The following is a 26,140-nucleotide window of genomic DNA, read 5'->3' as shown; positions in this document are numbered from 1 at the left end:
TGAGACGGCGTTCGACAGACAGTCGCTCGCCGTCGTGAGCGTCGTCCGGCGGGAGACCGCCGAACGACCTGGAGATGCTCTCTTTCCGCTCTCTTCCTGGCGAGCAGCTGTTCGCTTCCGCAACTCGTGACAAGATGTTGTCAAAAAGCGCTTTAAACCGTGCTATGTGTACTCGTGTAACATGGCATCCGAGTTCGGCGCTCTGTCACTGGTCCCGCCGCTGTTAGCGATCGCACTGGCGATCGTGACGCGTCGGGCGATGCTGTCGCTCTTCCTCGGCGTCTGGGTGGGGGGGGGGGGGGGGGGGTCATCTACTCCGGCGGGCTCGGCGTCGGACAGCTGTACCAGTGGGTCGTCTCCTCCATCGGGGAGAGTACCTTCAACGCGAAGATCCTCGTCTTCACGCTTCAGATCGGGGCCGGTATCGCCCTGATCTGGCGGCTGGGCGGGGCGATCGCGATCACTCGGTTCGCGACCGAACGGATCGATTCCCACCGGAAGATCGGGATTTCGACGTGGCTGCTCGGCCTCCTCTGGAACTTCGACGACTACGCCAACAACGCGATCGTCGGCAGTTCGATGAAGACGCTCGCCGACGAGATGCGGATGTCCCGCGAGAAACTCGCGTACCTCCTCGACTCGACGGCCGCACCCGTGGCGACGATCGGCCTCTCGAGTTGGGTCGCCTTCGAGATCGGACTCATCGCCAACCAGTACCAGGAGCTCGGAATCGCCGGACAGACGCCGTCCGCGGCCGCGACGTTCATCCAGAGCATCCCGTACAACGTGTACTCGATCCTCGCCATCGCGATGGTCGGTATCATCGTCGTCACGCAACGGGACTTCGGCGAGATGCTCGACGCCGAAGAGCGCGCCCAGCGAACGGGTGCGGTCATCCGCGACGACGCCCAACCGCTCCAAGAGATCAAAGGGGAGTTGGGCGAACCGGTCACCGACGACGCACCGCTTCGCGTGTTCGTCGTCCCCGTCGTCGCGCTCGTCGCCGTCGTAGTCGGCGGTGCGGCCACGATGGGGTACGCCCCCGGCCGGACGTTCGTCGAGATGATAAACAACACCGAGGTCGCGACCGCGCTCGTCTGGGGGTCGTTCGCGATGGTCGCGGCGGGCGTCGTGGTGGGAGTCGGTGAGGGGCTGCTCTCGCTCGGCGAGGCGATGGAGACGATCCTCGACGGGTTCGCGACGATGCTGCCGGCGCTCAGCATCCTCGTCCTCGCGTGGTCGATCGGCGCCGTCGCGACCGCGCTCGGCACCGGCGCGTACGTCACGCAGTTCGCGACCGGCGTCGTCTCGCCGCTCTTGGTTCCGGTCGTCGTCTTCGTCACGTCCGCGTTCATCGCGTTCGCCATCGGCACCTCCTGGGGGACGATGTCGATCATGACGCCGATCGTGATCCCGCTGGCGTGGGAGATCGGGGGGAACTCGCCGCAGTTCGTCGCGGTCGCCATCGGCGCGATGTTCAGCGGCGCGATCTTCGGCGACAACTGTTCGCCCATCTCCGACACCACCGTCCTCGCCTCGACGTTCGCGGGGTCGGACCACATCGACCACGTCAGAACGCAGATGTACTACGCGTTCACCGTTCTCCTCGCGACGGTCGTCGTCTACCTCCTATACGGCGCGACGAACCTCTCGCCGCTCGTGTTGCTGCCGGTGGGCGTCCTGACGCTGGTCGGACTCGTCTACGGCTTCTCGGAACTCGACGCCCGACGGAAGGACGTCCCGGCGAAACCGGCGGCGACACAGGCGTCGGTACGGGGTACCACCGGCGACGACTGAGACGCACGCGGTCCTGGCGGATCCGCTCTTCCAGAGCGGTACTCGACTGAAAACTACCGGTAGTTCCGCCGAGAGGCGTTCGAGTTGCTACAGACATATTCTTCGCTTACGGTTTCGGAAACAGGAAACCCATCTTGGTAGCTGCAGTGCTCAGGACTCCTGAACACTGAGTGCATACGGTCTCACGCGACGTACAGCAAACCAGGTCTTCGGCCTTCGGGGTGAGGAGAGAACAGGAAGCGTGGCTTCACGAGGCGTCGGCGACCGTATCCCACCTACGTAGAACCCGATCAGGCCGCGGTGGCGACGTACTCGCCATCACGGTGGACGAGTCCTTTCGACTCCAACGATTGCAGGATGGGGTACAGTGAGATCTTCTGTAGACCGAGGTCTTCGGTGAGGTCGGTGATCGTTCTGTTCTCGCGGGTCTGCAGGTAGAGGTAGACGAGTTTCGTCGCTGGGGATGTGAGCGTGCCCGGGATGGCGTTCTGCGGGGTGGTGTCGAGGGTTAGTTGCGAACTCATAATTATTAACTCGCTCTCGAGTACTATAAATCTAGGTGCGAGAGATCACCACGCGAGGAACGCTCCCCTCCCGTGAATCAGTACACGTAATACACCGTTCGAGTCGACAACGACCGTCACCGACCCCCCACACCACGGAACACGAACGTCACGTCCGTCGTCCCGTCGTCGGTCGTCACGCGGACGTCGAACGCCACCGCGAGCACGTCGGTCTCGCCGGCCCGCTCCTGGACGACGACACCGCCACGAGTCTCACAGGGGCCGAACTCCCGATTCGGGCCGCTGGGGCAGTTCCGTCCGGCCCACGTCGTCGCCGCCGACCCGTTCTGTGCGACTTCGTAGACGACGCCCGCCTCCAGTCGTGACTGTTCGACCTGTCGGACGAACGGTTCAAGCGACCGGTTGACGCCGTCGGCGGCGAACGCCCGCTGGGACCAGGTGTACTCGCCTCTCGCGCCGAAAACCGGCTCTCGAATCTCGTAACCGAAACCAGTCTGCGTCTCGCGTATCGTCGCGACGACGTCGGCGTGTACCTCGGACTGTGCCCGGACGTCTGAGGCGTACCACGCGTCGGGGTCGTCCGGCGGGAGCGGCGCGGGGACGTCTCCCGTCATCGACTGGCGACCTCCAACGGTCCGTCGCTGAACATGACTGCGTCTCGTCGTCTTTTGGAATTTAAATTTTGTGAAAGTGATATATATATCTCGGAGTGGGAGACGGCGAGACTCCACTGGAAGCAGACGAACGAGCGGCCGACGGGGTTCGGGAGACGACCCTCCTCTCTCGATGGAGACGTGTTGGTTCGACGGTGGGTCAGGTCGAGGCGTCGGTCGAAACTCGCGGCGGCGTCGCCGTCTCTCACTCCAGACAGTCGCCCACGAGCGCGTCGATCCGTCCCGGGAGTGCCTCCCGCGTCTGTGCGCTCACCGCGAACAGTTCGACGTCGTCGCGGCGCTTCACCTCGCCGACGAACCCGTCGGTGGCGCGCTCGTGGATCGCCGCGACGAGCGGTTTCTCGTCGTCGAGCGCCGCCTCGACGCGCCGGACGAACACGTCGCTGTGGACTTCCATCGGTGCGATCTCGTCGACGACGAGCACGTCCGCCTCGGTGGACGCACGCGAGAACGCCTGCTCGCAGAGTTCGTCGACCTCCTGGACGGCGACGCGGTACTTGCCGACCGACGGCCCCCAGTCGCGGTCGACGTGTGCGAGCGTCCGCGTCTCGCCGCTCAGCACGTCTTCGATCTCGAACCCGACACGCTCCCCGCGGAGGCGGACTTCGGGGCAGAAGACGCCGCCGACGACGAGACCGTTCGAGCGCAACAGTTCGACCGTCTTCTGGACGACGGTCGTCTTTCCGCTCCGTGGCTGGCCGGTGACGAGGAAGTTGTTCGGCATGGGCTGGCCTCCACGGTGGAGAGACGTGGACGAGCGACCTAAACGTGCGTCCCACCTCGAAACGTCTTTACCTCGTTTCATGCTACCCTGTGTCGTGAATCGAAACACTGCCCTGACAGTTGTCCTCGCCCTCCTGGCCGTCGTCTCCCTCTCGGTCGCCGCCGCGACGTTGGACACGGCGACGACGTCGGAGGGAGGCGGGAGTCTCGGTGCCGGTCCGAACGAGGAGTCGGGGATCGGCGACGACGCGTCGAGCGACGGCGACCTCGGTAACGAGGGGGCGATGCTCGGCGGGTCGGCCGACATCTCGCTGCCGTGTTTCCCGTTCCTGAACGACCCGCTCGTGATCACGGCGGTGGTTCTAGGTGTAGCGCTCCTCGTGGGTGAGGTCTACCGTCGAACCCGTTCGCCGATCGTCTCCGGCGGCGTGCTGTTCAGCGTCGGTCCGCCGGTGGTCCTCCTTCACGCCCTCTTCACGACGTGTCTCGCCCCTCCGCAGTCGGGCGAGTCGTCACCGCTGCCGCTGCCGACGAACGGGTCGAGCCTCGTCCCGGCGGCGAGCGGCGCGACCGGCCTCAATCAGTCCGGACAGGCGCTGTCGACGCCCTCCGCCCTTCTCGGAGTGGTGCTCGTCGTCGCCGTCGTCGGCAGCGTCTTCCTGTTGTTCCTGTCGACGGGTGACTCGGCGGAAGAGGCCCCCGAACCGGACGCCGAGGTCGACGAGTCGTCCCCGGACGTCGCCGCCATCGGCCGCGCCGCCGGCGACGCCGCAGACCGCATCGAGGACGACGCCGGCCTGGAGAACGAGGTGTACCGTGCGTGGGGCGAGATGACGCGACTGCTCGACGTGCCGCGACCGCAGTCGAGTACCGCCGGCGAGTTTGCGACGGCCGCCGTCGACGCCGGAATGGCCCGCGAGGACGTCGAGGAACTCACCGCGCTCTTCGAAGACGTCCGGTACGGCGGGGCCGAGGCGACGCCCGAACGCGAGCGACGGGCGGTGGACGCGCTGCGTCGTATCGAGTCGGCCTACGCGAGCGTCGGCGACGGCGACGGAGTGGACGCGGACGACACCGACGCGAGTGCGACGAGAGGTGACCGATGAGTCGGACGACAGCGGTCGTCGCGGCCGTCGGCCTCGGAGCGGTCGCACTCGGTCTCGCGAGCGTCGCCCTACGGGAGACGTTCGGTTTCTCGCTGAGCTACACGTTCGTCACGCTCGTCGGCGCGCTGGCGGTCGCACAGGGCGTCCGCGCCGGCAGTCGCCGCCGACGGGTCGAGTACGCGGAGACGGAGACGGACGACCCCGAACGGCGGTTTCGGGTCCCGACGCCGGGCGACGAGTTCGACGAACAGGTCGCGAGCGGCGTCGGGTGGTCGCTCCGGAACGTCTCGGCACAGCGCGACGTGCGCGACCGGCTCCACCAGACGGTCGTCGACACGCTCGTCGTCCACGAGAACTGCTCGGTCGACGAGGCGGAGGAGCAGGTGGAGACCGGGACGTGGACCGACGACGCCGTCGCCGCGCGGTTCCTCTCGGACGGTGCACCGGCGCTCCCGTTGCGAACGCGGGTGCGGGCGCTGTTCCGACGCGGGTCGCGGTTCCACCGGCAGGTGCGACACACCGTCGCCGCCCTCGCGCGACTTCAAGAGGAGGGTCGATGACGGCGTCGGAGTCATCCGAGTCGTCGGACTGGCCGACGACGGACGCCACGGAGACGACAGAGACGGATGCGGCCGACACCGCAGACACGGCGGAGACACCGACTACGGCCGGTCGCGCCTTCGACACGAACCGCTGGGTCGGCGTCGGCACCGTCGCCCTGCTCGCGGTGGGCGTCGCCGTCATCTTCGGTCGTCGGCAGGGACTCCTGTTGACGGCGGTCGTCGGCATCGCCTACGTGGCCTACGCTCGTGGCGGCGAGGCGCCCGTCCCCGACCTCCGGATCGAACGCGAACTGAGCACGACGACACCCGCCGTCGACGACGAGGTCCGAGTGACCGTCCGGGTGACGAACGTCGGCGAGACGACGCTGCCCGACCTCCGACTCGTCGACGGCGTCCCGCCGGCGCTGTCCGTCAGCGACGGGTCGCCGCGACACGCGACGGCGCTACGGCCCGGCAAACGGGCCACGTTCGGCTACGTCGTCACGGCGGTCCGGGGCGACCACGAGTGGGAGCCGGCGACGGCGATCACCCGCGACGCCAGCGGGTCGCGGGAGCGCCGCTCGGAGGTGGACTGCGAGACGTCGCTTCGCTGTCTGCCAGCGCTGGACGCGACGGCCGACCTCCCGCTGCGCGGGTTGACGACGCAGTACACCGGTCGCATCGCGACCGACGTCGGTGGGACGGGGCTGGAGTTCCACTCGACGCGCGAGTACCGTCACGGCGATCCGCTGAAGCGCGTCGACTGGCGACGGCTGGCCCGCAGCGGCGACCTCGCCACGCTAGAGTTCCGCGAGGAGCGCGCAGCGACGGTGGTGCTCGTCGTCGACGCCCGGACGGAGGCGTATCTCGCAGGCGACGAGGAGGAGAACGCGGTCGAGCGGAGCGTCGACGCAGCGAGCCAGGCGTTCTCCTCACTGCTCGACAGCGGCGACCGCGTCGGCATCGCCGCCTTCGGTCCCGAGGAGTGTTGGCTCGCGCCCGGTGCGGGCAACGACCACCGCGCTCGCGCGCGGGAGCTGTTGGCGACGCATCCCGCGCTGTCGTCGACACCGAGCGACGGGAAGTTCTTCCCCTCGATCCGACTGCGGCGACTGCTCAGACGGCTGCCGACGGACGCGCAGATACTGCTGTTCTCGCCGCTGACCGACGACTACCCGGCCTCGATTGCGCGGCAACTCGACGCGACCGGCCACCCGGTGACGGTCGTCAGTCCCGACCCGACGGCCGACGACACGCCCGGCCACCGTCTCGCCCGTCTCGAACGACGGAACCGTGCGAGCCGACTCCGACAGGCTGGTCTCCGGGTCGTCGACTGGCGCGAGGGGTCGCTGGCGCCGGTGTTGACGCGGGCGGCCGCGAGGTGGTCGGCGTGACCGAGATCGACCGGTCGCCCGCCGTCGTGAGTACGGCGATCGCGGTCGGGGCCGGAGTGGCGAGTCTGCTCGGGTCGGCGGTCGGATCAATCGGCGGTGCGATCCCGGCGGCGGCCGGACTCGCCGTCCTCGGTCTGGGCGTGGTCCGAGCCTCCCGTGCGGCAGTCACCGCGGGGGCGGGGCTGCTGTTCGCCGGCGTCCTGTTCGCGGGAGCGTCCGGCGCCGGTCCCGAACCGCTCTTGGTCGGGACCATCAGTGCCGTCGTCGCCTGGGACGTCGGCGAGAACGGTATCGGCATCGGCGCGCAGTTGGGGCGTGCGGCCGACACGCGCCGTGCGGAACTCGTCCACGCCGCGTCGAGTCTCGTCGTCGGTGCGATCACCGCCGGACTCGGCTACGGCGTCTACCGCGGTGCGACCGGCGGCCAACCGTTGACGGCGCTCGTCTTCCTCCTCGTCGGCGCAGTCGTCCTCGTCTCGGCGCTCGGTCGATGACCGAGTACATCCTCTCTCCTTACAGAATATTATACATTATATCTGACTGAGGATAGTTTTATGCTAAGAGAGATTGAACTAAGGACTGGATGGACCCCCTATCCCACCGTGCCTACCATGTGTGAATACAACACTGACTGCACTCGACCCCCCGGCGTCGTCGTCACTATCGGTCCCGGGGAATCGGTACTCGACTGCTGTGGTGTCGTCGTCGGATCGTCGTTCGCCGAGTCCGAAAAGGAGACGGCGTCACCGTAGCTTCTCACTCGACGGTCGGGACGGCGACCTCCGAGAGGACGTCGTCGATGACGTCGGCCTTCGAGACGTCGTTGACCTTCGCGTCCGGCGTCAACACCAGTCTGTGGGCGAGCACCGGCTGGCAGATCCGTTTGATGTCGTCCGGAGTGACGAACTCCCGCCCGCGGAGCACCGCCTGCGACCGGACGGACTCCAGCAGTCGCTGGGTTCCGCGGGGCGAGACGCCGATGGCGACTCGGCGGTCGCGTCGCGTCGCCTGCGCGATCTCGGCCATGTAGGTGAGCAGATCGTCGTCGACGCGGACCGTCTCGGGGGCGCGCCGGATGTCCAACACGGCGTCCTCCGAGAGCACCTGTTCGACCGACGGGCTGCGGGCTTCGCGGCTCACTCGCCGGCGGAGGAGTTCGACCTCGCCGTCGAGGTCAGGGTAGCCGATGGCCGTCTTGACGATGAAGCGGTCGACCTGCGCCTCGGGGAGGGGGAACGTCCCCTCCTGTTCGACGGGGTTCTGCGTCGCGATGACGAAGAACGGTTTCGGCAGCTGGTAGGTGTCACCGTCGACGGTCACCTGCGCCTCCTCCATCGCCTCGAGCAGCGCCGCCTGCGTCTTCGGCGGCGCGCGGTTGATCTCGTCGGCCAACACGACGTTCGCGAAGATGGGGCCGTGCGAGAACTCGAAGCTACTCTCCTGTTCGTTGAAGACGTTCGTCCCGGTGACGTCGGAGGGGAGGAGGTCGGGCGTAAACTGGATGCGGGAGAACGACAGCCCGAGCGCTTTCGCGATGCTGCGGGCAGTCAGCGTCTTCCCTGTGCCGGGGACGTCCTCCAACAGGACGTGACCGCGCGACAGGACGCCGAGCATGACGCGCTCGAGGAACTCGTCCTCGGCGATGACGGCACCGCGGACGGTCTCGAACACGTCTTCGCAGGCGCTACTTGCCTCTGCGATGTCCATGCGCGAACGGAGATGACCCCCGCACTTATGTTATCCGGTCCCACGTCACACACCTGTCGCTCTCACGGCTCTCGAAAACCGAAACCGATTAAACGTACCACGGCACAGTTGTGAGTGGAAGCCGAGATAGCCTAGCCCGGCCAAGGCGGTAGATTCGAAATCTACTGTCCATTTCGGACACGTGAGTTCAAATCTCACTCTCGGCGCTTCTCACGGACACCACTTCATGAGCGACGCTCGTGTCGCTCGCACGACTTCGGTGTCCCTGTGTACGAGACCGTGAGGTTTGAACCAGAGAGTGAAGTGAGCGGAAGCGAACGGAACGACCGTGGTTCAACTCTCACTCTCGGCGCTTCTCAGTGAACTCAGTCCTTGAGAGACCACTCTGTCTCTCGGACTACCTGAGTCACTGTGTCCGTCTCCGTGTGATTTGAATCAGGGAGCGAACGGCAGTGAGCGACCGTGGTTCAAACCTCACTCTCGGCGCTTCTCACGGACACCACTCCGCGAGCGACGCCCGTATCGCTCGCGGTGAAAACGTGTCTCGCTGGAGCGTGTCACTCACAGTCACTGGTCCCCGCAGTCCGACAGTTTCACTTTCACTCTGCTTGGATGAACTACAAGTCCGTTCCCCTCGCATCCTCGGATATGGACATCCTGCACACCACCAGTCCGACCGCGGCCGCGACGACGGGCAACCGGCGCATCGACGTCACCGAGATGGACGCCGCGACGCTCGCCGAGTACGTCGACGACGAACTCGCCGACGCGACCGTCCGTCTAGAACGGCGGGCGAACCGAACGTATCTCGTCGCCGACGGCGTCAACTGATCCGTTCGGAGCTACCGAGCGTCGTACGCTCCGAGACCGACCTGTTCGACCGACGGGGCGCGCAGTCGTCGGCGACGCTTGTCGTACGCGCCGTCGAGTTCCGGGCGCGGATACCGGCCGACGAGGTAGGCGTCCGCGGCCGACCGGTCGTCGGGGTCGGCCCGGCGGATCCAGACGCGTCCGTCGCCGCGTTCCGAGAGCTCGCTCGCCCACGCCTCGGCGTCCGCCCGACTGTCGAACCGTCGGCGCGACCCCGTCCGACAGACGGCGGCGCCGACGGCACCGTTCGTTCGGCGGGCGGACGGTTTCACGTCGACGACGTAGTCGCACACGCTCCGCCGTAGTCGACCGAGACACATGAACCGGTCGACATCGCGACTCCGCCGGCGGCGACGAACGGAGGGGGACCTCCCGTCCAGCCGTGCGACTCCGACGCGCTTATCTGCGCTATCGTGCCGAGTTCTGGTGTTCTGTCACACGGTCGTTGCGTTAGGCCACCTCTGCGACGCGACGGAACCGCACCGCACGTGGCCGCGGCTTTCTCGCACACTTCGGGCCGCGTGCCGGTGTCTACGACAAGAGTCCACTCGGCGACGCGACAGTCTCGACTACGTGCGTGTAGGTGCGTGAGGAGCGAAGACGGGTCAGTCCCGTCGCCGTCAGTCGTCGGCGGGTGTCGGTGCCGGCTCCGAGGCGAGCAGGCGGTCGAGCGCGTCGACCATCGAGACCACGCTCGCGCGGGTGATGTCCGAGTCGGAGGCGGCGACGGTCACCGTCCGGTCGTCGCGAGTCATCTGTACCTCGACGGTCACCATCGCGTCGGTGCCGCCGGTGATGGCGTCGACGTGGTAGGAGTCCAACTGTGCGTTCGCACTCGCGCCGAGCGCCGAACGGACAGCCTCGACTGCGGCGTCGACGGGACCGCTGCCGGTGCCCGAGGCGACGCGCTCCTCGCCGTCGACGAGGAGGCGGACGCTCGCGGTCGGCGTCCCGCCGCCGCTCGCGGCGGTGAGGTCTTTGAGTTCGACCCGGCGTTCGCGCTCGCGACCCTGGACCTCCTCGGCGATGGTGAGCAGGTCGGCGTCGGTGACGCGCTTACCGCGGTCGCCGAGCGTCTTGACGCGCTCGACGACAGCCGAGAGCTCGTCGCTGTCGACGTCGACACCGTGTTCCTCGAGTGCGGCGCGGACGCCGGCGCGGCCGGCGTGCTTCCCGAGGACGAGACGGCGTTCGCGACCGACGGTCTCCGGCGGGTACGGCTCGTACATCGAGTCGTCTTTGAGCGTCCCGTCGGTGTGGATGCCGCTCTCGTGCGTGAACGCGTTCTGGCCGACGACCGCCTTGTTGGGCGCGAGGTCGACGCCGGTCGACTGTGCGACCAACTGCGCGAGGTCGTACACCTCGTCGAGTTTCACCGTCTCGACGTCGTAGCAGTGGTGGAGCGCGATGGCGACCTCCTCGAGTGCGACGTTGCCCGCGCGCTCGCCGATACCGTTGACGGTCGTGTGGACCATATCGGCGCCGGCGGCGAGACTGGCGTAGACGTTCGTCATCGCCAGTCCGAGGTCGTCGTGGGTGTGCGTGCTCGTCGGACCCAGTGCGGCGAGTCGAGAGACCGCCTCGTAGGTGTGTTCGGGGCTGGTGTGGCCGACCGTGTCGGCGAAACACGAGCGGTCGGCACCGGCGTCGAGACCGGCAGCGGCGAGCCGCTCGAGGAAGTCCAGATCGGCTCGCGAGCCGTCTTCACCCAGGATTTCGACCCAGAGCCCGTGGTCTTTCGCGTAGGCGACGAGCTCCTCGGTCTTCGCGACCACGTCGTCCCGCGTCGTCCCGACCTTCGTCTCGACGTGGCGATCACTGGCGGGTACGACGAGTGTGACGCCGTCGACGTCGCAGTCGAGCGCGAGATCGATGTCGTTCTGCACGCCGCGGGCGAAACTCGTCACCTTGGCGTCGAGACCGAGCTCCGTCACGCGGCGGATCGTCTCGCGCTCGCCCGCGCCCGTGCAGGCGCTACCGGCCTCGATGACGGAGACGCTCGCGCGGTCGAGCGCACGCGCGATGTCGGCCTTCTCCGCCGGCGTCAGCGAGACGCCCGGTGCCTGCTCGCCGTCGCGGAGTGTGGTGTCGAGAAGCTGTACATGTCTGTCAGAAGTGAGGGGAACCTCGGGAGAACCCCGGAATAGATCGGTCACGGTGTGGTCTGAAGCGTTAGTCGACTCGGAGAATTTCACGGCCAGCCGCCTCGCGGCGACTTACTCTATCCTCGTCTGTCGGGGTGTGTTCCGACATTGTACTCGCCACCATGCGTTCGGGTAGCATAAAGGAGCGGGTTCGAACAGCATTTGGTGTCAACCTCCATCGTCGTTCATCGTCGTCCATCGCCGGTCAGAGCTGTCCGTCCGACTCGAGGCCGACTGTGACGCCTGCTGCGGTCCCCGCGGGGAGCTCGTAGACGGTATCGGCGGTGCCCCACCCGAGTCCGGTCCACGCCGCGAGTCGTTTCGTCTTCACCACCTCGCCGTCGACGACCCAGAGCGCGTCGATAGGGAACGGGACTAACACCATGTGGAGGCTGCGCGTCCCCGGGCCGTCGAACGGGAACGCCAGCGCGTAGTCGTCGGGAACCGAGCGCCGGAACATCAACCCTCGAGCCTGGGCGAGAAAGCCGTCTGCGACGTCGACGTCGCTGGCGAGCACTCGGATACCGTCCGTCGACTCGTGGATAAGCTGCACGAGTCAACCCTGTCGTCACCGCGTCAAAAACTATCTGGAGAAGGGACGGAACGCTTCACTGACGCTCTCGTTCCGTCGTCTTCAGTCGTCCAGTATCTCGACGGTTCCTCGCGATCCGTCGATTCGGAGCCGTTGTCCCGTCTGGATTCGCTTCGTTGCGCCGTGGACGGAGACGACGGCGGGAAGGCCGTACTCGCGAGCGACGAGCGCTCCGTGGCTGACCGGCCCCCCGACTTCGACGACCATGCCCGCCGCGTTCAGAAACAGCGGCGTCCACCCGGGGTCCGAGGAGGGGGCGACGAGTATCTCGCCCGGTTCGACCGTCGCCTCGGTCGGGTCGCGGACGACGCGGGCGCGCCCTTCGACGACACCCGCAGAGACGCCCGTGCCGACGAGCGCACCGTCGGGAACGTCGGTCCGGTCGAACCTCCCGCGGATCGTCTCGCCCTCGCTCGTCAGTACCGGCGGCGCGTCCAGCGTCGTGTGACGATCGAACTCCCGTCTCCGAGCGGCGACGTCCACGTCGACCGACTCGCCGTCGAGCGCGGCGAACAGTTCGTCCGCGTGGAGGAACCACACGTCCTCCGGATCGTCGAGTCGTCCCGCGTCGACGAGGTGGCGCCCGGCGTCGAGCAGTGCCTGCCGCCACGTCGTGAACGCCCGGGCGGCCTCGTGTTTCGGGTACTCGCGCGTGTAGACGGTGTTACGGTACGTCTGGACGAGCAGACGGACGAGCCGGCTTCGGAGCGGTCCGAGGGGTCCGTGATCGGCCCGTCGTTCGAGACGGGTCGCCGCTACCTCTCCTTCGGCAGCCAGTCGTCGAATCCGTTCGCGGTGGTCGCCGGCCTCCTCGTGTGCGAGGTTTGCGCGAACGATCGCGAGTAATCCGGAGGGGTCCTCGCGCCAGCGCGGCCGACTGAGGTCGAGTTCGCCGGTCGCGCGGTGGCCGAACTCGTCGAGGAACGACTCGACGGCGGCGACGAAGACGTCGCCGCCGTCGACAGTCCGAATCCCGTCGAGCGAGCGTCGCTCCCGAAGCGCCTCGGCGACCGCGGGGTGCTCGCGAGCGACGTCTGCGAGGTCACCGAGACCGAGGTTGATGCGGGTGACGACGTCGCGCTCGAAGCCGCTCCCGACGGCGTTGACGTCCGCCTGTGTCTCCGGAAACGCCCGCTTGAGCCAGCCACCGATAGCGAAGGCGACGTACAGCGGGGCGACCTTCGGGTACATCTCGGTGACGATGCCCGTGACGTCCGTGCTGGAGAATACTGCGCGAGCGCGCTCAGCCGGCGTCTCCGCACGAGCGACCTCCGCGGTGAACGTCTTACTCAACTCCCGCCACGTCTCCTCGAGGTCCTGTTTCGTCGGTTCGCTGGTGAACGCCTGGACGACACCGCTGGCGATACCGGGAATCACCGCGACGACGAGCGTCGACACCTGCCACGCTGGCCTCACGAGCTTCGGCAGTGCCGAGAGAGAGAGCCCGGCGCTCTCGAACGCCTCGGACCGTCGTGCCGTCAGGTCGTCCAGACCGGTGGACGCGGGTTCGCTGATGGCCGCGAGTCCGTCGATCAGCTCGTCGCGGACCGTATCGCTCCGAACGAACGGCGTCACGTCGACGTAGACGCGACTTCCCGCCTCGATTGCTGGAGTTGGCCAGACGGTGGCGACTCCGAACGCGGCCATCGCTGAATCGACCCAGTCCCGCCAGAAGTCGCAGACGAGCGGCGGCAACGCCTCCGGCATCGCCTGCATGTGGCCCATGCTCAGATAGACGTGAAGTCTGTCGTCGTCGGGCAGCGGCGACGGGAGGGGGAACAGCGCGGTGATCGGCCGCGACTGCAGGAGGACGAACGCACCGTCTACCAGTGCCCACTCGACGTCCTGCGGCGTGCCGAACAGCGTCTGGACGCGCTCGCCGAGTCCGACGAGCGTTCGGAGCTGTTCGTCCGAGAGGACGCGTCGTTCGCGCTCCCTCGCCGATAGCTCGACCGTCTCCACGCCGGTCGTCTCGTCCGCGTCGTCGGCAATCCCGCGAGAGCGGACGGCGACGTCCTTGGTGGCGACGTCGTACGCGAGGATCTCGCCCGTCTCCGTGTCCACCCGAGCGTGGTCCGGGGTGACGTCGCCACCGACGACCGCTTCGCCGAGACCGAAACTCGCGTCGACGGTGCTCACGCGTCGGTTCCCCGTCTCCGCGTCCGCGGTGAAGAGAACCCCCCCGGCCTCCGCCTCGACCATCGGCTGGACGACGACGGCCATCGCGACGTCGCTGTGGGCGACGTCGTCGTGCGCTCGATACGAGACGGCGCGGTCGGTGAACAGACTCGCCATGCACTCGCGGACGCAGTCGGGGACGTCCGCCGCGTCGACGCCCAGAAACGTCTCGTGCTGCCCGGCGAACGACGCGGTCGGCGAGTCCTCGGCCGTCGCACTCGACCGAACTGCGTACGTCTCTCCCGGATCGACGGCGTCCAGCGCAGCCGAGAGCCCGTCTCGCGCCGACGCGGCGAGCTCCTGGGCTCGGATGGCCGAGCGGAGCTCCGCCGCCGCGGCCGCGAGCGCGGCACTCTCGTCGGCGTCGAGACGTTCCAGTCGGGAGAGCGCCTCGCGAACGGCCGGAGCGTCGACCAGCGACCGGTAGACGGCGGTCGTGACCACGAACCCCGGCGGCACCGGGAGTCCGGCCCGGAGCAGCTCCCCGAGGTTCGCCCCCTTCCCACCGACCAGCGGGAGGTCCGCACGCCCGACCGCGTCGAGCCACTGTACCTCGTCCGATTTATTGTGAACGTCCATCACTGAATAGCTCCGTCTCTCCCTGTCTCGCCGGTCAGCCGGAGAGGAGAGTTGTCCGATACTGACCGCCCAGCTACAAGTCGGTTACTGTGAACTGTCCGAGTTCGCGGGGCGACTCCCGCTCGTCGCGTTCGGTCGCGTCGAACGCGTCTGACCGACGCGCTGCGACTCGGTGGACGGTGTCGCGATCGGCGTCCGAGAGATGGATTGAAACACGCACGGACGCAACCGCTCCCATGGAGAAGACGCCCACTGGAACGCCGGTCGGCGTAGACGACCCCTACGAGGTGGCGGGACGCTGCGACCATCTGACGGACGACGGCCGGTGTCGCTACGCCCTCCAGTACGCCGGGCACGACCCCGAGTTCGCCGCCGCCCGTCGCGCCGACGACTACGCCTGTCTAGTCGGCGAGGAAGGCTGTAACTGGCAGGACTGTCCGCACTATCGGGCGACCACTGACGGCGAGTCGTGTGTGAGATGTGGCCTCGAAGAGATGCGGATGGCCCACGAGTCGACCCGGCCGCTCCTCGAGGAGCATCACCTCTCGTACGGCAACGGCGGGTCGGAGGGCGAGGAGGTGAGCCACGAGATCACCGTCGCGCTCTGTCGGTGGTGTCACGCGAAGGTCCACGACTCGTTCGCTCGCATCGACGACGACGCCGGCCCGGACCCGGAGGCGATCGCCGCCCGCGAGGAGCGTCGCGGCAAGGAGATGCAGGAGTTCGGTTTCCGGTCGGCGCGCGACCGGTTCGACGACGACGCTCCCGACTGACGCGGGAGTGATGCACAGGGATGCGCAAAACAACCGGAGTTCGATTGACTTTTAGGCGCGTCCGTCCAACTCGCTGTATGACCAGAATCGTCGTCATCGACAACCACGGACAGTTCACGCATCTGGAGGGGCGCGCACTGCGCGACCTCGGGGTCGACACGGAGATCGTCGACAACACCACGCCGCCCGCGGAGATCGACGCCGACGGCCTCGTGCTCTCCGGCGGCCCGAACATGGGCCGCATCGGCCGCTGTGCGGAGTATCTGGAGATGGACGTTCCGGTGCTCGGCATCTGCCTCGGTCTGCAGATCATCGCGACGGAACTCGGCGGGACCGTCGGTTCCGGCGACTACGGCGGCTACGCCGACGTGACCGTCGAGGTGCTCGACGAGACCGACCCGCTCATCGGGTCGCTGGCACCGGAGACCCGCGTCTGGGCGAGTCACGCCGACGAGGTGAAGGAACTCCCCGAGGGGTTCACGCACACCGCGACGAGCGACGTCTGCGGGATCGAGGCGATGAGCAACGCCGAGGAAGATCTCTACGGCGTCCAGTGGCATCCGGAGGTCGCCCACACCGCCGAGGGAGAGGAACTGTTCGAGAACTTCGTCGACGTCTGTTCGCAGTAGCGTCGCTTCGCGTTCGGTAGTGGCCGACGGTACTCGCTTCGAGAAAGTGCGAGAGTTTTAGACGGAGGCCGAGAAAAGACGCGCTAATGACAGCGACGCAGAGCAATCTCGCTGGGCTGTCGCGGTTCATCTTCCGTGCGCCGAGATGGTACTCCAGTCTCGCGTTCGCCCTCCTCGTCGCCGCGATGGCCGGCGTCGCCGCCTTCGAGACAGGCGTCCCGGAACGAACGTGGTCGGGGCTCTTCTTGCTCGGGCGGGACGCCTGGGAGGGTATTTTCTTCATCGGCGTGCCGACGGTGATCGCCGCCTTCGGGACGACCGGCGTCGACCGGTTCGTCGGCGGCCGACTCACCCCCAACCGCTCGTCGTTGCTTGCGCTCGCGTGTGAGGTCATCATCGTCGCCGTCGTCACGGTCGCGGCCATCGCGTCGGTGTTCCTCCCGCTCGGTCAGGGGTTCGTCTTCAACGCTCTCGTCGTCGCGCTCGCGTCGGTGTTCGCGCTCCGCCTGCTGGTCATCATGGCCGTCTCGCGGTCGTCGATGCTGGTCGCGTCGATCCCGGCGAGCATCCAGACGGTCGCCTCGGCCGTACTGCTGTTCATCTACGGCGGGACGCTCCGCCTCTTCGAGTTCGGCGGGCCGATCCTCGACGCGTATCTCATCCCCTACGTCGGACAGTATCTCGCTCGCTCCGATCAGGCGCCCGCCGCACTCTCCGCGATCCAGCCGAGTCACTTCGGACTGCTCGGGATCATGTGTGTCATCTACGCCACCGCAGTCTACGCCTTCCTCTACGTCGTCGACCGTCCGTGGCGCAACAGCCTCGGCGTCTCCGTCCTCGACTTCATCCGAGGGTTCATCGGCCACATCGCCGAGGGGTCGCGCGAGCTGGAGGACTTCTTCGAGCAGTTGGGCCAGGAGGCGGTCGTCCCCGTCACCGTCCTCTCGTTCCGTCGCGCCGACACCGAGGCCGACGCCGACGTCGAGGAGAAAGCCCGGTTCGTCCTCCCGATGATCCACCCCGGTCCGATGGGCGAGATCGGCGGCGGTAACTTCCCCGAACGGGCCGCACGCCGCTCGGAGGGGTTGGCGTTTCCGCCGCACGCGACCGCCGGCCACGACTTCAACCTCGTCACCGAGCGCGAGGTCGACACCATCCTCGACGCCGTCGACGACGCCGCCGAACGCATCGAGTACACCAGCGAGGCGACCGCGAGCGTCCGAACCGAGTCGGGCGAGGCGAAGATGCTCGGACAGGGGTTCGGCGACGACGCGGTGCTCGTCTCCAGTTACGCGCCGGCGTTCGCCGACGACGTCGAGTACGGAGTCGGTCTCACCGCCGCGACGGAGGCCCGGACGCACGGGCTAGACGACGTCCTGCTCGTCGACGCCCACAACTCGAACAACGGGCTGGACGGCCCGGATCTCGGTCACGTCACCCCTGGAAGCAGACGCTCGTTCGATATGATCCACGCTGCGGGGCTCGCCGGGGAGGCGATCGACGACGCTCGACGGGGAGACCTCTCGCTCGGCACCGCCTGGGACCGAACCGACTGGACGCCCCGGGAAGGGATCGGTCCGCTCGGCGTCCGCGTCGCCGTCACCGAGGTCGCCGACCAGACGACGGCGTACGTCCTCGTCGACGGCAACAACATGGAGCCGGGGCTCCGAGACCGTATCGTGACGGCGCTCACCGACGAGTCGGCCACGCAGACGGCCACCGGACGAGCCGTCGCCGCCGACGGGGCAGCCCCCCGAGCCGTCGACGCGGTCGAGGTGATGACCACCGACACGCACATCGTCAACACGGTCGAGGCGGACAACCAAGTCGGTGCCGCGCTCGACGAGGACGAGCTGCTCGACCGCATCGCCGATCTCGTCGCCGAGGCGCGCGCCGACTGCGAACCGGTCACTGCGGGGATGGCCGTCGAGGAGGTCACGGTCACCGTGTTCGGCAACGACCGCACCGAGACGCTCGCCAGTCACGCGAACGTCGCCGTCTCGATGGGCGGAGCGTTCGCCGCCGCGGTCATCCTCTCGGCGATGGTGGTCAGCGTGCTCATCTTCTTCCTGGCCTGAGCGCACCACTGCGCCACCGCTCTGCGGTTACGGTCGCTCTCGACGGCGTCAAGGACAGCGCCGATCAGTCGAGTCGGATCGACCGCCGACGGATCGCCCCACAACTCGGACACAGATGCTGGTAGTCGACCCGGTTGCCACTCATCTCACTGCGCCAACTTCCGTCGGTGTCTTCGTACCCGCACTCCGGACAGGTCATGTCAACGTTGTCGTAGTGGGTTCTGAGTCGATCCAGCGCCGTCGTTCCCGCTCCACGCTCGGCTGCCATGTGATAACAGTTCACACTCGGGGCGATTAAGCTTTGCCTCGAAAGTGGTGGAGAGACGAGACGGGAGAACGACTACTCCGCCTCGGTAAACAGGTCGTCGACGGCGTCCTGTGCCGTCCTGGCGGCCTCGTCGGCCACCGCGTCGGGGTCGACCTCGTCCCCCGGCGCGTTCAGATAGACGTCGACGTCCAACACGCCGTCTTCGAACGTGACGGTGACGTCGAAGTCCTTGACGTCGGACTGCTTGTAGTGCTTGAAGATGACGCCCTCCGCGGCTTCGGCCGCGGTCTGGACGACCTCTTCGTCCGTTGGATCGCTCATCGACTAGGTGCGCTTACGCGCCGCCGGCGCCGCCGGGGCCCATCGGGCCGCCGCCTGCACCGCCCTGGAGCATCTGCTGGAGCTCCTCTTGGAGCTCCTCGAACTGGCTCTGGATGCGCTCTTCCTGTTTGTCGAGCTGCTCGACGCGGATCTCGAGGCTGTCGACCTTCTCCTCGAGGGAGTCGTGTGCCTGCTCGTAGTCCGTCTCGACGAGCAGTTCGCCGACCTCGCGGTACATGGTGGTGTCCTCGTCGATGTCGTCGAGTGCCTCGAGGGCGCTCTTGGACTCCGAGAGCGTCGTCTCGGCCTGCTGCTTCTGGGCGGTCAGCTGCTGAGCCGTCTCCTGAAGGTCCTGCAGTTCCTCGATCTTCTCCTGTGCGTCCGGCGGTAGATTACCCTGCATGGTCTGACGGATGAGTCCCGGAGTGAAAAAGCCCCGTATTCCGTCTCGTGAGCGCACCCCCCACCGTCGTCGTGTCGACCGGGAGGTGATCCGTCGCCGAGTCGCCGGTGATGGGGACACGGCGGCCGTTTCGGCGTCGCGATGCGAGACGATTTCTCGGTGTCGCGGCTACTCGCTGCCGCGAGAGGTCGTGACTACTCGACGACCCGAACCGCGCCCTTCATTCCCATCCCGAGGTGGGGTTTGCAGTAGTAGGTGTACGTCCCCGTCTCCGCGAACGTGTGTTCGAAGGTCGCCCCCTGCTTCGTGGCGTAGTCGCTCTGGAAACTCCCGTCTTCGGCGACGACGTTGTGTGTCCCGCCCGCGCCGGTCCACTTCCAGACGACGGTCGTCCCTGCGGTCACCTCGACTGCGGCCGGGCCGAACCCGTTGCCGCCACCGTTGGCCTGCGTCCCGACCTTCACGGTCACCTCGTCCTGTCCCGTCCGGTCGACGGTTCCGTCGTAGTTCGACACGTTGTCGAACCAGCCGTCGTACTCGCTTGAACTCCCCGAGTCGCCGGAGCCCCCCGACGAGGACTGGGCACTGCCGCCGCCGAGACAGCCGGCGACGCCGACGGTTCCGACGGCGAGCGTCGTGAGGAAGGCACGTCGTTCCATACGTGCGCTAGCGAGTCGACCGAGACGTGCCTTTCGATTCGGCGGCGACGGCGACGTCCTCGGCGACGCCGACCATGCGCGTCCACGAGTTGACGCCGGCGCGGAGCGCGACGAGGTCGCTCGCCCGAACCGTCACCGTGACGGTGTCGTCCTCGTGGGCGACCGTCGCCCCCGAGCGGGCGTCGTCGATGTCGCCGACCTCGACGGCGACGCTCCGTTCGACGGTCCGTGCGCGCCGCTCGTCGGCGTAGTCGAAAGAGAGAGAGGCGGTGTGGGCACGCGATCCATCGCGGCCCGACTGTGCGTCGTGGTGCTCCACGCGGCTACTGGACGTCGACTTCCTTGATGTCGCCGCCGCGCTCCTTCAGGAGGACGCGGTGACCGCAGTACGGACAGCGGACGCCGCCGTACTCGTCAAGTTCTACGTCGCGCTTGCACCGGGAGCACTTGTAACTCATTATTCCTCGTCGGTCGAGAGCGCCGCGCGGATCGAGCGCTTGACGGTGCGGCCACCGGGGGTCTCGGGGCGGTAAGCGCCGCCGGTGAACTTCTCACCGGTCTTCTCGTTCACCCAGATGCCTGCGCCGAGGCGCTTGACGTCGTCGCCGTCGACCGTGGCGTTGCGCATGTCGTTCTCGATGTCGGAGACGCGCTTCCGTGCGACACGCCCGTAGCGGGCGCCGAACCGGCCGGAGCTCCCGGTCTTTCGTGCCTTCTTGTCGGCCATAGTACTGCGAGTTACCGCCAGCGGACACAAAAAGGCTACGAGTCGCCCCCGGTCCTGCCGGTCGTTCCCACGGTTTCGACGGTTTCGACGGCCGTAGTTACTGCCTTTCTGATGGGTGGCCCGCAGCGTTTTATTCGAGCCAACCGAGATTCCAAACCAACCGTGATCGCCGCCGATCTCCGTCTCGACACCCCGCTTCTCGCGACGGTCTTCGAAACCGTTCCGGACGTCGTGGTCGCTGTCGACCGGATGTACGCGACGGACGACGAATCCGTCCTACTACACTGTCGCGTCACCGCCGACGCGTTCGGGCCGTTCGAACGGGCGCTGGCCGAGGCCGACGACGTCTCGGCGTTCGCCGCTCTCACGACCGACTCCGACAGCCGACGCTACCGGATCAGCCTCGTCCCCGCCGCCGTCCACACGTCGACGTACCGGGGGTGGGTCGACTGCGACGGGATGCTCCTCGAGGCTCGCCGTAGCGACGAGGAGTGGACGGTCCGGCTGGCGCTGCCCTCTCGCGAAGCGCTCTGCTCGTTCCGCGACTACTGTGCCGAGCACGACCTCAGGATGGATCTCCGTGGACTCTCCTCGTACGACGCGATGAACCAAGAGAACCGGTTCGGACTCACCGAACCACAGCGCGACATCCTCCTGCAGGCGATCAAACTCGGCTACTTCGACATCCCCCGGAGCGCGTCGCTGGCGGAGCTCGGCGAGTCGCTGGGGATCACCGGACAGGCGGCCTCGGAACGACTCCGTCGGGCGTTGAAGTCGCTGCTCGAGACGTCGCTCGACGAGGACGGATCGGTCGACAGTACGGCGGCGACGGTCGAAGGCTAGCGCCTACTCCTGGAGCTCCGCTTCCGCGAGTGCCTCGTTCAGGTCGTCGCGGACCCACTCGCCGGTCTCGCGGTCCATCGCCGTCGTCACCACGCGGTTCTCTTGGACGCTCGACCCGTCGCGGAGCAACAGACGGACGTTGCCGTTGTCGTCGGCGCGGGTCACCTTCGCACGCAACCCCGTCCGCGACCCCGTCCCCCCGGCGTCGATGGGACCGGGGATGATCTTCTTCACGTGCGGGTGGTCGGCGACGAGCGCGATCGCTTTCCGCCCCTTCCGACCGCCGATGAGCGTGCTGTGCGTGCCGCCGATCTTCTCGCGCGGTGGCGTCTCGACGACCTCGAGCGAGCGCTCGCCACGACGGTCGAGGACGCTCCCGACGACGTCGTCGCCAGTCACCCGGTAGAACTCGTAGTGTAACTGGGCTTTCGTCTCGCGGAGCGCGTCGCGAGCGTCGTACTGCGTCCCGGCGTCGTCGCCGCGATTGGCGGCCGCGTACACCGTCTCGGGACGCTTGCGCTGTATCTCGTCGGCGACGCGCCCCGCGAAGTTCCGCAGTTCGACGCCGCCACGTTCCTCGTCCGGTTCGGGGAGCGTCGTCACGACGGTCTCGGCGACCACCTCCTCCCCGTCGAGCATCGTCAGCGTCGCGCGATCGCGCTGGAACTCGACGACGACGGCGTCGCAGTTGGCGGTGTTGCAGGTGAGACAGTAGTCCCCGGGCTTCTCTAACGGAGACTCACACCGCCCACAGTTCATAACTGAATCTTACTGTCGCCGTGGATAAGTCCGTTTATTCCGCACGGCGGGCGACGGGTTTCACGACCGTTATGTTCGTCGAAAGATACTTTCCGGGACACCGAGAGGTGGAGGCATGATCCCTCCACGTCCCCGACGCCACACGGTCGTCGGCATCGTCCTCCTCGCGCTGCTCGCGAGCGTCGTCGCCTCTGCCGCCGTCGTACCCGCTCTCGCCGCCCCGCCTCCACGACCCCTCTGTGACGGCTGTGGCGACTCATTCGCCGAGGCCGCCGCCGAACGCGGCGTCGACGTCACCGTCCAGCACAGCACCGCCACGGTTCGCGTCCACGAGAACGGCAGCGCGACGTGGGTCGTCCGGAACCGCCTCGCCGACGACGCCGGGGCGGATCGACTCCGCTCGGACGCCGGTCTCCGCACCGCCGTCGCGGACCGCGCGATGTGGAACACGGACCTGCTGTCGACGGCGGCGACCGACGACGGCGTCGTCGCCCGTTACCGCGACGACGACTTCGCCGAACGGACGCCTGGCGGCGCACTCCGCTCGGACGCGTTCACCGAGAGCTACAGCCTCCGCAACCTCGCCGGGCTCGGCGCGGACGAACTCACCGTCGTCGCCCCCGACGGGATGCACGTCGCCGCGACGGTGTCCGGGTCGACACGCTCGGACGACGGAACCCGGACGACGCTCACGGAGTTCACCGAGGATCAGGAGGGGGAGTTCGTCACGTTCGTCCCGGGCGACTCGCCGGCCGGGCCGCTCTTGAGCCTCGTCGCCGTCGGGAGCGCCGTCTGGCTGGTCGCCGCCGCGAACGCCGTCGTGTTCCTCGCGCTCCCGACGGCCGCCTTCGGACTGCTCGTCGGGGCGCTCCTGGGTGGGCTCTCGTGGGCGAGAGCACGGTCGACCCGACCGCTCTCCCGCCTCGGCGAGCGCGCGGGTGCCGTGCTCACTGTCGCCGGCCTCTTCGTCACGTTCGGGTCGTTGTTCGCCGGCGTGGCCTCGCTGTTCGGCGGTTCCGCCGCGCCGGCGGTCGGAGCGGGCGTGACGACGACGCTCGTCGGCGTCGCGCTCTCGCGGCCCGCCGTCCGAGACCGCCTGAGCTACCGGACGCTGGTCGTCGTCGCGGCGGTCGCGGTGCTCCTCGCGGCAGCCGTGACGGTCGCCGCAGCCGTCGTACTGCGACAGAACGGCGTGACGCGGTCGCTACTCTCGAGTCTGTGGTTCTTCGTCGCCCTCTTCGCGCTCCTCCCGGCGGGCTACGCGGCCGGCCGGGGGGACCGCCGTCTCGCCCTCGCGACGGCCGTCTCGGGATTCCTCGTCACGATACTGCCGCTCGTCCCCGTCACGACGCCGGCACTCGGCAACGGCCTGCTCGTCGCCCTGCTGACGCTCGTCGGGGGCACCGCCGTCGCCGTCGTCGGCAGTCCGCTGCTCACCGTCGGTGCGTCACTCGCGGCCGATCCCTCGAACCCCTCCGACGGGGCGGCGGAGACGACGCGGATCGTCGACTGAGCGCCGGCCGAGAGTTAGAGCTCCAGCGGCCCCGACTTCAGATACTCCCGCATCACCACCGTCGCGTAGGACCCCGACGGGAGCGCGAAGGAGAACGACAGCGGGTCGCGCTCGACGTCCATCCCGGTCCGCAGGAGGATCGCCCGGCGCGTCCCCGACGAGTCGAAGTTCCCCGGCAGCGAGAAGTCGGCCGGTTCGAGATCCAACTCGTCGAGCACGTCGCGTTCGACGTCGCCCTGTCGTCCACCTGCTAACTCCGTCTCCGTGCCGACGAGCGGCGCGGTGACGAACGCACGGCCGCGCTCGCAGTGGCGAGCCATCACGTCGACGCGGCGACCCGTCGCCTCCTGCAGTCGGTCGACGTCGGGCATCACGAGTTTGTCGGGCGCGTCGCGGTCGGCGAAACAGACGACGTCGCCCTCGACGGGTTTGTCGAAGGGGAGTCCCCGCTCCAGGCGCTCGCTCAGGATGCGGTTGAAGGCGTACGACTGCGCGGCGTTGACGAACAGCCGCTGGAGGTTCGACGGGACGGCCTCGAGCGCGTGTCGCCAGTCTTCCGGAGTCTGGTCGCCGTCCTGGTGCAGTCGGTGGAGCATCGACCGCTCGTAGCGCAGGCGGTTCGGGATCCGCTCTAACGCCTCCTGCCAGTCGGGGTCGTCGCTGGCGGCCTCCTCGTCGACGAACTGGCGAGCCGCTCGCGTGTCGTCGGGTTCGGTCTCCCCCGGGTTGCCGACGTAGGCGAGGACGGCCTCGCGCCACTCCTCGCGGACGACGTGGAGACCGACGGTATGCGTCACCGGCCGCCGACTGCCGAACCGCTGTTGACCGAAGTAGTTCGGGACGCCGACGTGCCCGTCGGAACCGGCGAACTCGCGGAGTTGGTCGGTGATGGCGTCGACGTTCTCCGGACGCTCGGGGTCGCGGACGCGGATAGTGAACGCGTTGCCCGCGAGGTCGCCGAACTGCAGCCCGCGCCCCGCACGGCCGACGACGTCGATGTCGGCGTTGTTGACCGCCGGCACGTCGTCGGGATCGGCCCGTTCGACCGTGAACAGCTGAGTCGTCACGGCGTGTTTGTCCTTCGTCCCGGCCCACGAGAGACGTTCGCGACTGATACCCATCTGGTTCGTGAGCTGGCGAACGAAGTCGTTGGTGTCCCACCCGCGAAGGGTCACTCGCAGCACGAGATGGCCGAAGTCGCCGGGGTCGGCGTCGACCGGGTGGGTGTCGAACCGCTCTAGCTCCCGCACCTGGAAGTCTTCGGGGGCGACGCGGAGTCTCCCGCCGACGCCGTCGGCGTCGCTCACGTAGCGGGCGATTCCGACCTGTCGTTCGATGGGGTGGGCCTCACGCATCGTCGACGTCCTCCGTCGCGGGAACTCTCGTCATCGGTCGTCTTTTCGCGAGGACGCGGATAAACGCTCCACTCTCGCCCCGCAGTTCGGTCGGGCGGCCACAGCCCTAAAAACGACGCAGACCCCTCCCTCGATACGAGAATTATGTCCGACGTGTCCACCAAAGCGATCCGCGAAGCCCCGATCGACGAACGCGTCGTCGAAGAAGCGGCAGCAGAACGCGACCTCGAGACCGCCGACGTCGCCGACGCGCTCGTGGTGATCGACGCCGAACTCCGCGGCCACCACTCCGACTTCGAACACGGTGAGTACGTGACCGTCGAGGACCGCCGGGCGTACGCGGTCTCGACGGACGACTGGACCGCGGCGACGGAGACGGTCGACTTCGAGGAGCCGCTCGTCACCGCCGCGCGGGAGGCACACACGCGACAGGCGAAACTGCTGTTCGACTCGGCCGTCGAGAGCGTGCAGTTCGACGAGGGGACGGTCGGCGTCGTCGTCGGCGTCGACACCGCAGAAGAGATGGTCTGAGCGGGCTCAGTACAGCGAGAGGTCGCCGGTCACCTTGTCGACGAGGTTGTCCGGTCCGGGGCCGACCGCGAGAGCGGTCACCGTCCCGGGCTCCAACTGGGTGTGACCGGCGTCGCGGATGATGGCGTTCGGCAGCCCCTCGCGTTCGGCGAGGTCGGCTAGCTCGAACAGCGCCTTCTCGCCGCTGGCCTTCAGTACGACCTTCTTCTGTCCCTCTCCCTTCCACTTCTTGCGCGTCCGGTCGTCGGCGTCCTCGTAGGCCGACAGCGACGCGTGGGCGACCTGCGCGGCGAGCTTTCCGCGACCCATCCCGATGTCCGTGCGAGCGACGATGGCCTGTTTCATACCCGTTGTCATCCGGCCGACGGTAAATCACCTGCCATCGCCGTCCGTCCCGCGCCACCGCTGGGGGGTCGTCGACGGCGGTCGGAGAAAGGGAACGTCACGTCTG

30 protein-coding genes, 1 tRNA gene and 1 pseudogene are annotated in these 26,140 nt (G+C 67.7%); 13 read left to right on the top strand and 19 right to left on the bottom strand.

Going from position 1 to position 26,140, the window contains the following annotated elements; translation table 11 throughout:
• Positions 1 to 181: 181 nt before the first annotated feature.
• Positions 182 to 1,797, top strand: a pseudogene (locus BSG17_RS05485) (Na+/H+ antiporter NhaC family protein).
• Positions 1,798 to 2,087: 290 nt separating this feature from the next.
• Here the strand turns inward: BSG17_RS05485 and BSG17_RS05480 are convergent.
• The 3 genes from BSG17_RS05480 to BSG17_RS05470 all read right to left on the bottom strand — a co-directional run bounded on the left by BSG17_RS05480 (position 2,088) and on the right by BSG17_RS05470 (position 3,719).
• Positions 2,088 to 2,321 carry a helix-turn-helix domain-containing protein gene (locus tag BSG17_RS05480; RefSeq protein WP_089821804.1) on the bottom strand — a complete coding sequence of 78 codons (234 nt, stop codon included), beginning with the start codon at positions 2,319 to 2,321 and terminating at the stop codon, positions 2,088 to 2,090.
• A gap of 116 nt (positions 2,322 to 2,437) precedes the next feature.
• Entirely contained in the window at positions 2,438 to 2,935 is a 498-nt protein-coding gene (locus tag BSG17_RS05475; protein ID WP_089821802.1) for a DUF7261 family protein, read from the bottom strand.
• Positions 2,936 to 3,179: 244 nt separating this feature from the next.
• Positions 3,180 to 3,719 carry an NTPase gene (locus BSG17_RS05470; protein WP_089821800.1) on the bottom strand — a complete coding sequence of 180 codons (540 nt, stop codon included), beginning with the start codon at positions 3,717 to 3,719 and terminating at the stop codon, positions 3,180 to 3,182.
• Between the two features lie 94 nt (positions 3,720 to 3,813).
• Here BSG17_RS05470 and BSG17_RS05465 point away from each other — a divergent pair, with 94 nt between their 5' ends.
• The 4 genes from BSG17_RS05465 to BSG17_RS05450 are packed head-to-tail and all read left to right on the top strand — an operon-like array spanning position 3,814 to position 7,254.
• Entirely contained in the window at positions 3,814 to 4,824 is a 1,011-nt protein-coding gene (locus BSG17_RS05465; protein WP_089822017.1) for a DUF4129 domain-containing protein, read from the top strand.
• The gene (locus BSG17_RS05460; RefSeq protein WP_089821798.1) at positions 4,821 to 5,384 is read left to right on the top strand and encodes a DUF7269 family protein; all 564 of its coding nucleotides are present in this window, start codon (positions 4,821 to 4,823) and stop codon (positions 5,382 to 5,384) included. The genes BSG17_RS05465 and BSG17_RS05460 overlap by 4 nt, the downstream gene beginning before the upstream one ends.
• Positions 5,381 to 6,760, top strand: a complete 1,380-nt coding sequence (locus tag BSG17_RS05455; RefSeq protein ID WP_089821796.1) for a DUF58 domain-containing protein — start codon at positions 5,381 to 5,383, stop codon at positions 6,758 to 6,760. Before BSG17_RS05460 ends, BSG17_RS05455 begins: the two co-directional genes overlap by 4 nt.
• Complete coding sequence (locus BSG17_RS05450; RefSeq protein ID WP_244531486.1) at positions 6,757 to 7,254, top strand: DUF7519 family protein; 498 nt, start codon at positions 6,757 to 6,759, stop codon at positions 7,252 to 7,254. The genes BSG17_RS05455 and BSG17_RS05450 overlap by 4 nt, the downstream gene beginning before the upstream one ends.
• A gap of 262 nt (positions 7,255 to 7,516) precedes the next feature.
• Here BSG17_RS05450 and BSG17_RS05445 read toward each other — a convergent pair whose 3' ends face one another.
• Positions 7,517 to 8,467 (bottom strand): AAA family ATPase, encoded by a 951-nt coding sequence (locus tag BSG17_RS05445; RefSeq protein WP_089821792.1) that lies wholly within the window; start codon positions 8,465 to 8,467, stop codon positions 7,517 to 7,519.
• A 120-nt stretch (positions 8,468 to 8,587) separates the two neighbouring features.
• Here BSG17_RS05445 and BSG17_RS05440 point away from each other — a divergent pair.
• Together BSG17_RS05440 and BSG17_RS05435 are read left to right on the top strand one after the other, a co-directional pair.
• Positions 8,588 to 8,673, top strand: a tRNA-Ser gene (locus BSG17_RS05440).
• Positions 8,674 to 9,115: 442 nt separating this feature from the next.
• Positions 9,116 to 9,298, top strand: a complete 183-nt coding sequence (locus tag BSG17_RS05435) for a hypothetical protein (RefSeq protein ID WP_139246553.1) — start codon at positions 9,116 to 9,118, stop codon at positions 9,296 to 9,298.
• Positions 9,299 to 9,309: 11 nt separating this feature from the next.
• Here the strand turns inward: BSG17_RS05435 and BSG17_RS05430 are convergent, their stop codons facing one another.
• The 5 genes from BSG17_RS05430 to BSG17_RS26780 all read right to left on the bottom strand — a co-directional run bounded on the left by BSG17_RS05430 (position 9,310) and on the right by BSG17_RS26780 (position 15,050).
• Entirely contained in the window at positions 9,310 to 9,630 is a 321-nt protein-coding gene (locus BSG17_RS05430) for a DUF8081 domain-containing protein (protein ID WP_244531485.1), read from the bottom strand.
• A gap of 327 nt (positions 9,631 to 9,957) precedes the next feature.
• Positions 9,958 to 11,493, bottom strand: a complete 1,536-nt coding sequence (locus tag BSG17_RS05425) for a (R)-citramalate synthase (protein WP_089821787.1) — start codon at positions 11,491 to 11,493, stop codon at positions 9,958 to 9,960.
• A gap of 193 nt (positions 11,494 to 11,686) precedes the next feature.
• The gene (locus BSG17_RS05420) at positions 11,687 to 12,034 is read right to left on the bottom strand and encodes a DUF192 domain-containing protein (protein ID WP_089821785.1); all 348 of its coding nucleotides are present in this window, start codon (positions 12,032 to 12,034) and stop codon (positions 11,687 to 11,689) included.
• 81 nt (positions 12,035 to 12,115) lie between these two features.
• The gene (locus BSG17_RS05415) at positions 12,116 to 14,830 is read right to left on the bottom strand and encodes a PEP/pyruvate-binding domain-containing protein (RefSeq protein ID WP_089821782.1); all 2,715 of its coding nucleotides are present in this window, start codon (positions 14,828 to 14,830) and stop codon (positions 12,116 to 12,118) included.
• Between the two features lie 73 nt (positions 14,831 to 14,903).
• Entirely contained in the window at positions 14,904 to 15,050 is a 147-nt protein-coding gene (locus BSG17_RS26780) for a hypothetical protein (RefSeq protein ID WP_170864715.1), read from the bottom strand.
• 16 nt (positions 15,051 to 15,066) lie between these two features.
• Here BSG17_RS26780 and BSG17_RS05410 point away from each other — a divergent pair, with 16 nt between their 5' ends.
• The 3 genes from BSG17_RS05410 to BSG17_RS05400 all read left to right on the top strand — a co-directional run bounded on the left by BSG17_RS05410 (position 15,067) and on the right by BSG17_RS05400 (position 18,310).
• Positions 15,067 to 15,603: a DUF7097 family protein gene (locus BSG17_RS05410; protein WP_089821781.1), complete on the top strand. Its 537-nt coding sequence runs from the start codon at positions 15,067 to 15,069 to the stop codon at positions 15,601 to 15,603.
• A 77-nt stretch (positions 15,604 to 15,680) separates the two neighbouring features.
• Positions 15,681 to 16,232 carry a GMP synthase subunit A gene (locus tag BSG17_RS05405; RefSeq protein WP_089821779.1) on the top strand — a complete coding sequence of 184 codons (552 nt, stop codon included), beginning with the start codon at positions 15,681 to 15,683 and terminating at the stop codon, positions 16,230 to 16,232.
• Between the two features lie 86 nt (positions 16,233 to 16,318).
• Positions 16,319 to 18,310 carry a DUF2070 family protein gene (locus tag BSG17_RS05400; protein WP_089821777.1) on the top strand — a complete coding sequence of 664 codons (1,992 nt, stop codon included), beginning with the start codon at positions 16,319 to 16,321 and terminating at the stop codon, positions 18,308 to 18,310.
• Positions 18,311 to 18,374: 64 nt separating this feature from the next.
• On the opposite strand, the gene BSG17_RS05395 is transcribed toward BSG17_RS05400, so the two are convergent.
• From BSG17_RS05395 to BSG17_RS05365, 7 genes are all read right to left on the bottom strand, one after another.
• Complete coding sequence (locus tag BSG17_RS05395; RefSeq protein ID WP_089821775.1) at positions 18,375 to 18,578, bottom strand: HVO_0649 family zinc finger protein; 204 nt, start codon at positions 18,576 to 18,578, stop codon at positions 18,375 to 18,377.
• Positions 18,579 to 18,650: 72 nt separating this feature from the next.
• A complete protein-coding gene (locus BSG17_RS05390; RefSeq protein WP_089821773.1) occupies positions 18,651 to 18,899 on the bottom strand; it encodes a DUF3194 domain-containing protein in 249 nt (82 codons plus the stop codon).
• 13 nt (positions 18,900 to 18,912) lie between these two features.
• Positions 18,913 to 19,302: a prefoldin subunit beta gene (locus BSG17_RS05385; protein WP_089821771.1), complete on the bottom strand. Its 390-nt coding sequence runs from the start codon at positions 19,300 to 19,302 to the stop codon at positions 18,913 to 18,915.
• Between the two features lie 194 nt (positions 19,303 to 19,496).
• Positions 19,497 to 19,961 (bottom strand): halocyanin domain-containing protein, encoded by a 465-nt coding sequence (locus tag BSG17_RS05380; protein ID WP_089821770.1) that lies wholly within the window; start codon positions 19,959 to 19,961, stop codon positions 19,497 to 19,499.
• A 7-nt stretch (positions 19,962 to 19,968) separates the two neighbouring features.
• Complete coding sequence (locus BSG17_RS05375; protein ID WP_089821768.1) at positions 19,969 to 20,280, bottom strand: KEOPS complex subunit Pcc1; 312 nt, start codon at positions 20,278 to 20,280, stop codon at positions 19,969 to 19,971.
• Positions 20,281 to 20,284: 4 nt separating this feature from the next.
• Entirely contained in the window at positions 20,285 to 20,419 is a 135-nt protein-coding gene (locus BSG17_RS05370) for a DNA-directed RNA polymerase subunit P (protein WP_089821766.1), read from the bottom strand.
• Positions 20,419 to 20,688 (bottom strand): 50S ribosomal protein L37ae, encoded by a 270-nt coding sequence (locus BSG17_RS05365; RefSeq protein ID WP_089821764.1) that lies wholly within the window; start codon positions 20,686 to 20,688, stop codon positions 20,419 to 20,421. Before BSG17_RS05365 ends, BSG17_RS05370 begins: the two co-directional genes overlap by 1 nt.
• A 162-nt stretch (positions 20,689 to 20,850) precedes the next feature.
• On the opposite strand from BSG17_RS05365, the gene BSG17_RS05360 reads away from it, so the two are divergent.
• Entirely contained in the window at positions 20,851 to 21,531 is a 681-nt protein-coding gene (locus BSG17_RS05360; protein ID WP_170864714.1) for a helix-turn-helix domain-containing protein, read from the top strand.
• A gap of 3 nt (positions 21,532 to 21,534) precedes the next feature.
• On the opposite strand, the gene BSG17_RS05355 is transcribed toward BSG17_RS05360, so the two are convergent.
• Entirely contained in the window at positions 21,535 to 22,290 is a 756-nt protein-coding gene (locus BSG17_RS05355) for a DUF2103 domain-containing protein (protein ID WP_089821760.1), read from the bottom strand.
• Between the two features lie 115 nt (positions 22,291 to 22,405).
• Here BSG17_RS05355 and BSG17_RS05350 point away from each other — a divergent pair, with 115 nt between their 5' ends.
• Positions 22,406 to 23,803: a hypothetical protein gene (locus BSG17_RS05350; protein ID WP_211609058.1), complete on the top strand. Its 1,398-nt coding sequence runs from the start codon at positions 22,406 to 22,408 to the stop codon at positions 23,801 to 23,803.
• A 14-nt stretch (positions 23,804 to 23,817) separates the two neighbouring features.
• Here the strand turns inward: BSG17_RS05350 and truD are convergent, their stop codons facing one another.
• Positions 23,818 to 25,158 carry a tRNA pseudouridine(13) synthase TruD gene (truD, locus tag BSG17_RS05345; protein WP_089821758.1) on the bottom strand — a complete coding sequence of 447 codons (1,341 nt, stop codon included), beginning with the start codon at positions 25,156 to 25,158 and terminating at the stop codon, positions 23,818 to 23,820.
• Positions 25,159 to 25,302: 144 nt separating this feature from the next.
• On the opposite strand from truD, the gene BSG17_RS05340 reads away from it, so the two are divergent.
• Positions 25,303 to 25,689 (top strand): DUF8048 family protein, encoded by a 387-nt coding sequence (locus tag BSG17_RS05340; RefSeq protein WP_089821756.1) that lies wholly within the window; start codon positions 25,303 to 25,305, stop codon positions 25,687 to 25,689.
• A 6-nt stretch (positions 25,690 to 25,695) separates the two neighbouring features.
• Here the strand turns inward: BSG17_RS05340 and pth2 are convergent, their stop codons facing one another.
• Entirely contained in the window at positions 25,696 to 26,034 is a 339-nt protein-coding gene (gene pth2 / locus BSG17_RS05335) for a peptidyl-tRNA hydrolase Pth2 (protein ID WP_089821754.1), read from the bottom strand.
• Positions 26,035 to 26,140: the final 106 nt, after the last annotated feature.

The sequence above is a fragment of the Halogranum amylolyticum genome, from assembly GCF_900110465.1.
In the GTDB taxonomy this organism is placed as follows: domain Archaea; phylum Halobacteriota; class Halobacteria; order Halobacteriales; family Haloferacaceae; genus Halogranum; species Halogranum amylolyticum.
Note: the sequence above shows the minus strand (reverse complement) of the source record. Positions and strands in the feature narration are given on the sequence as shown.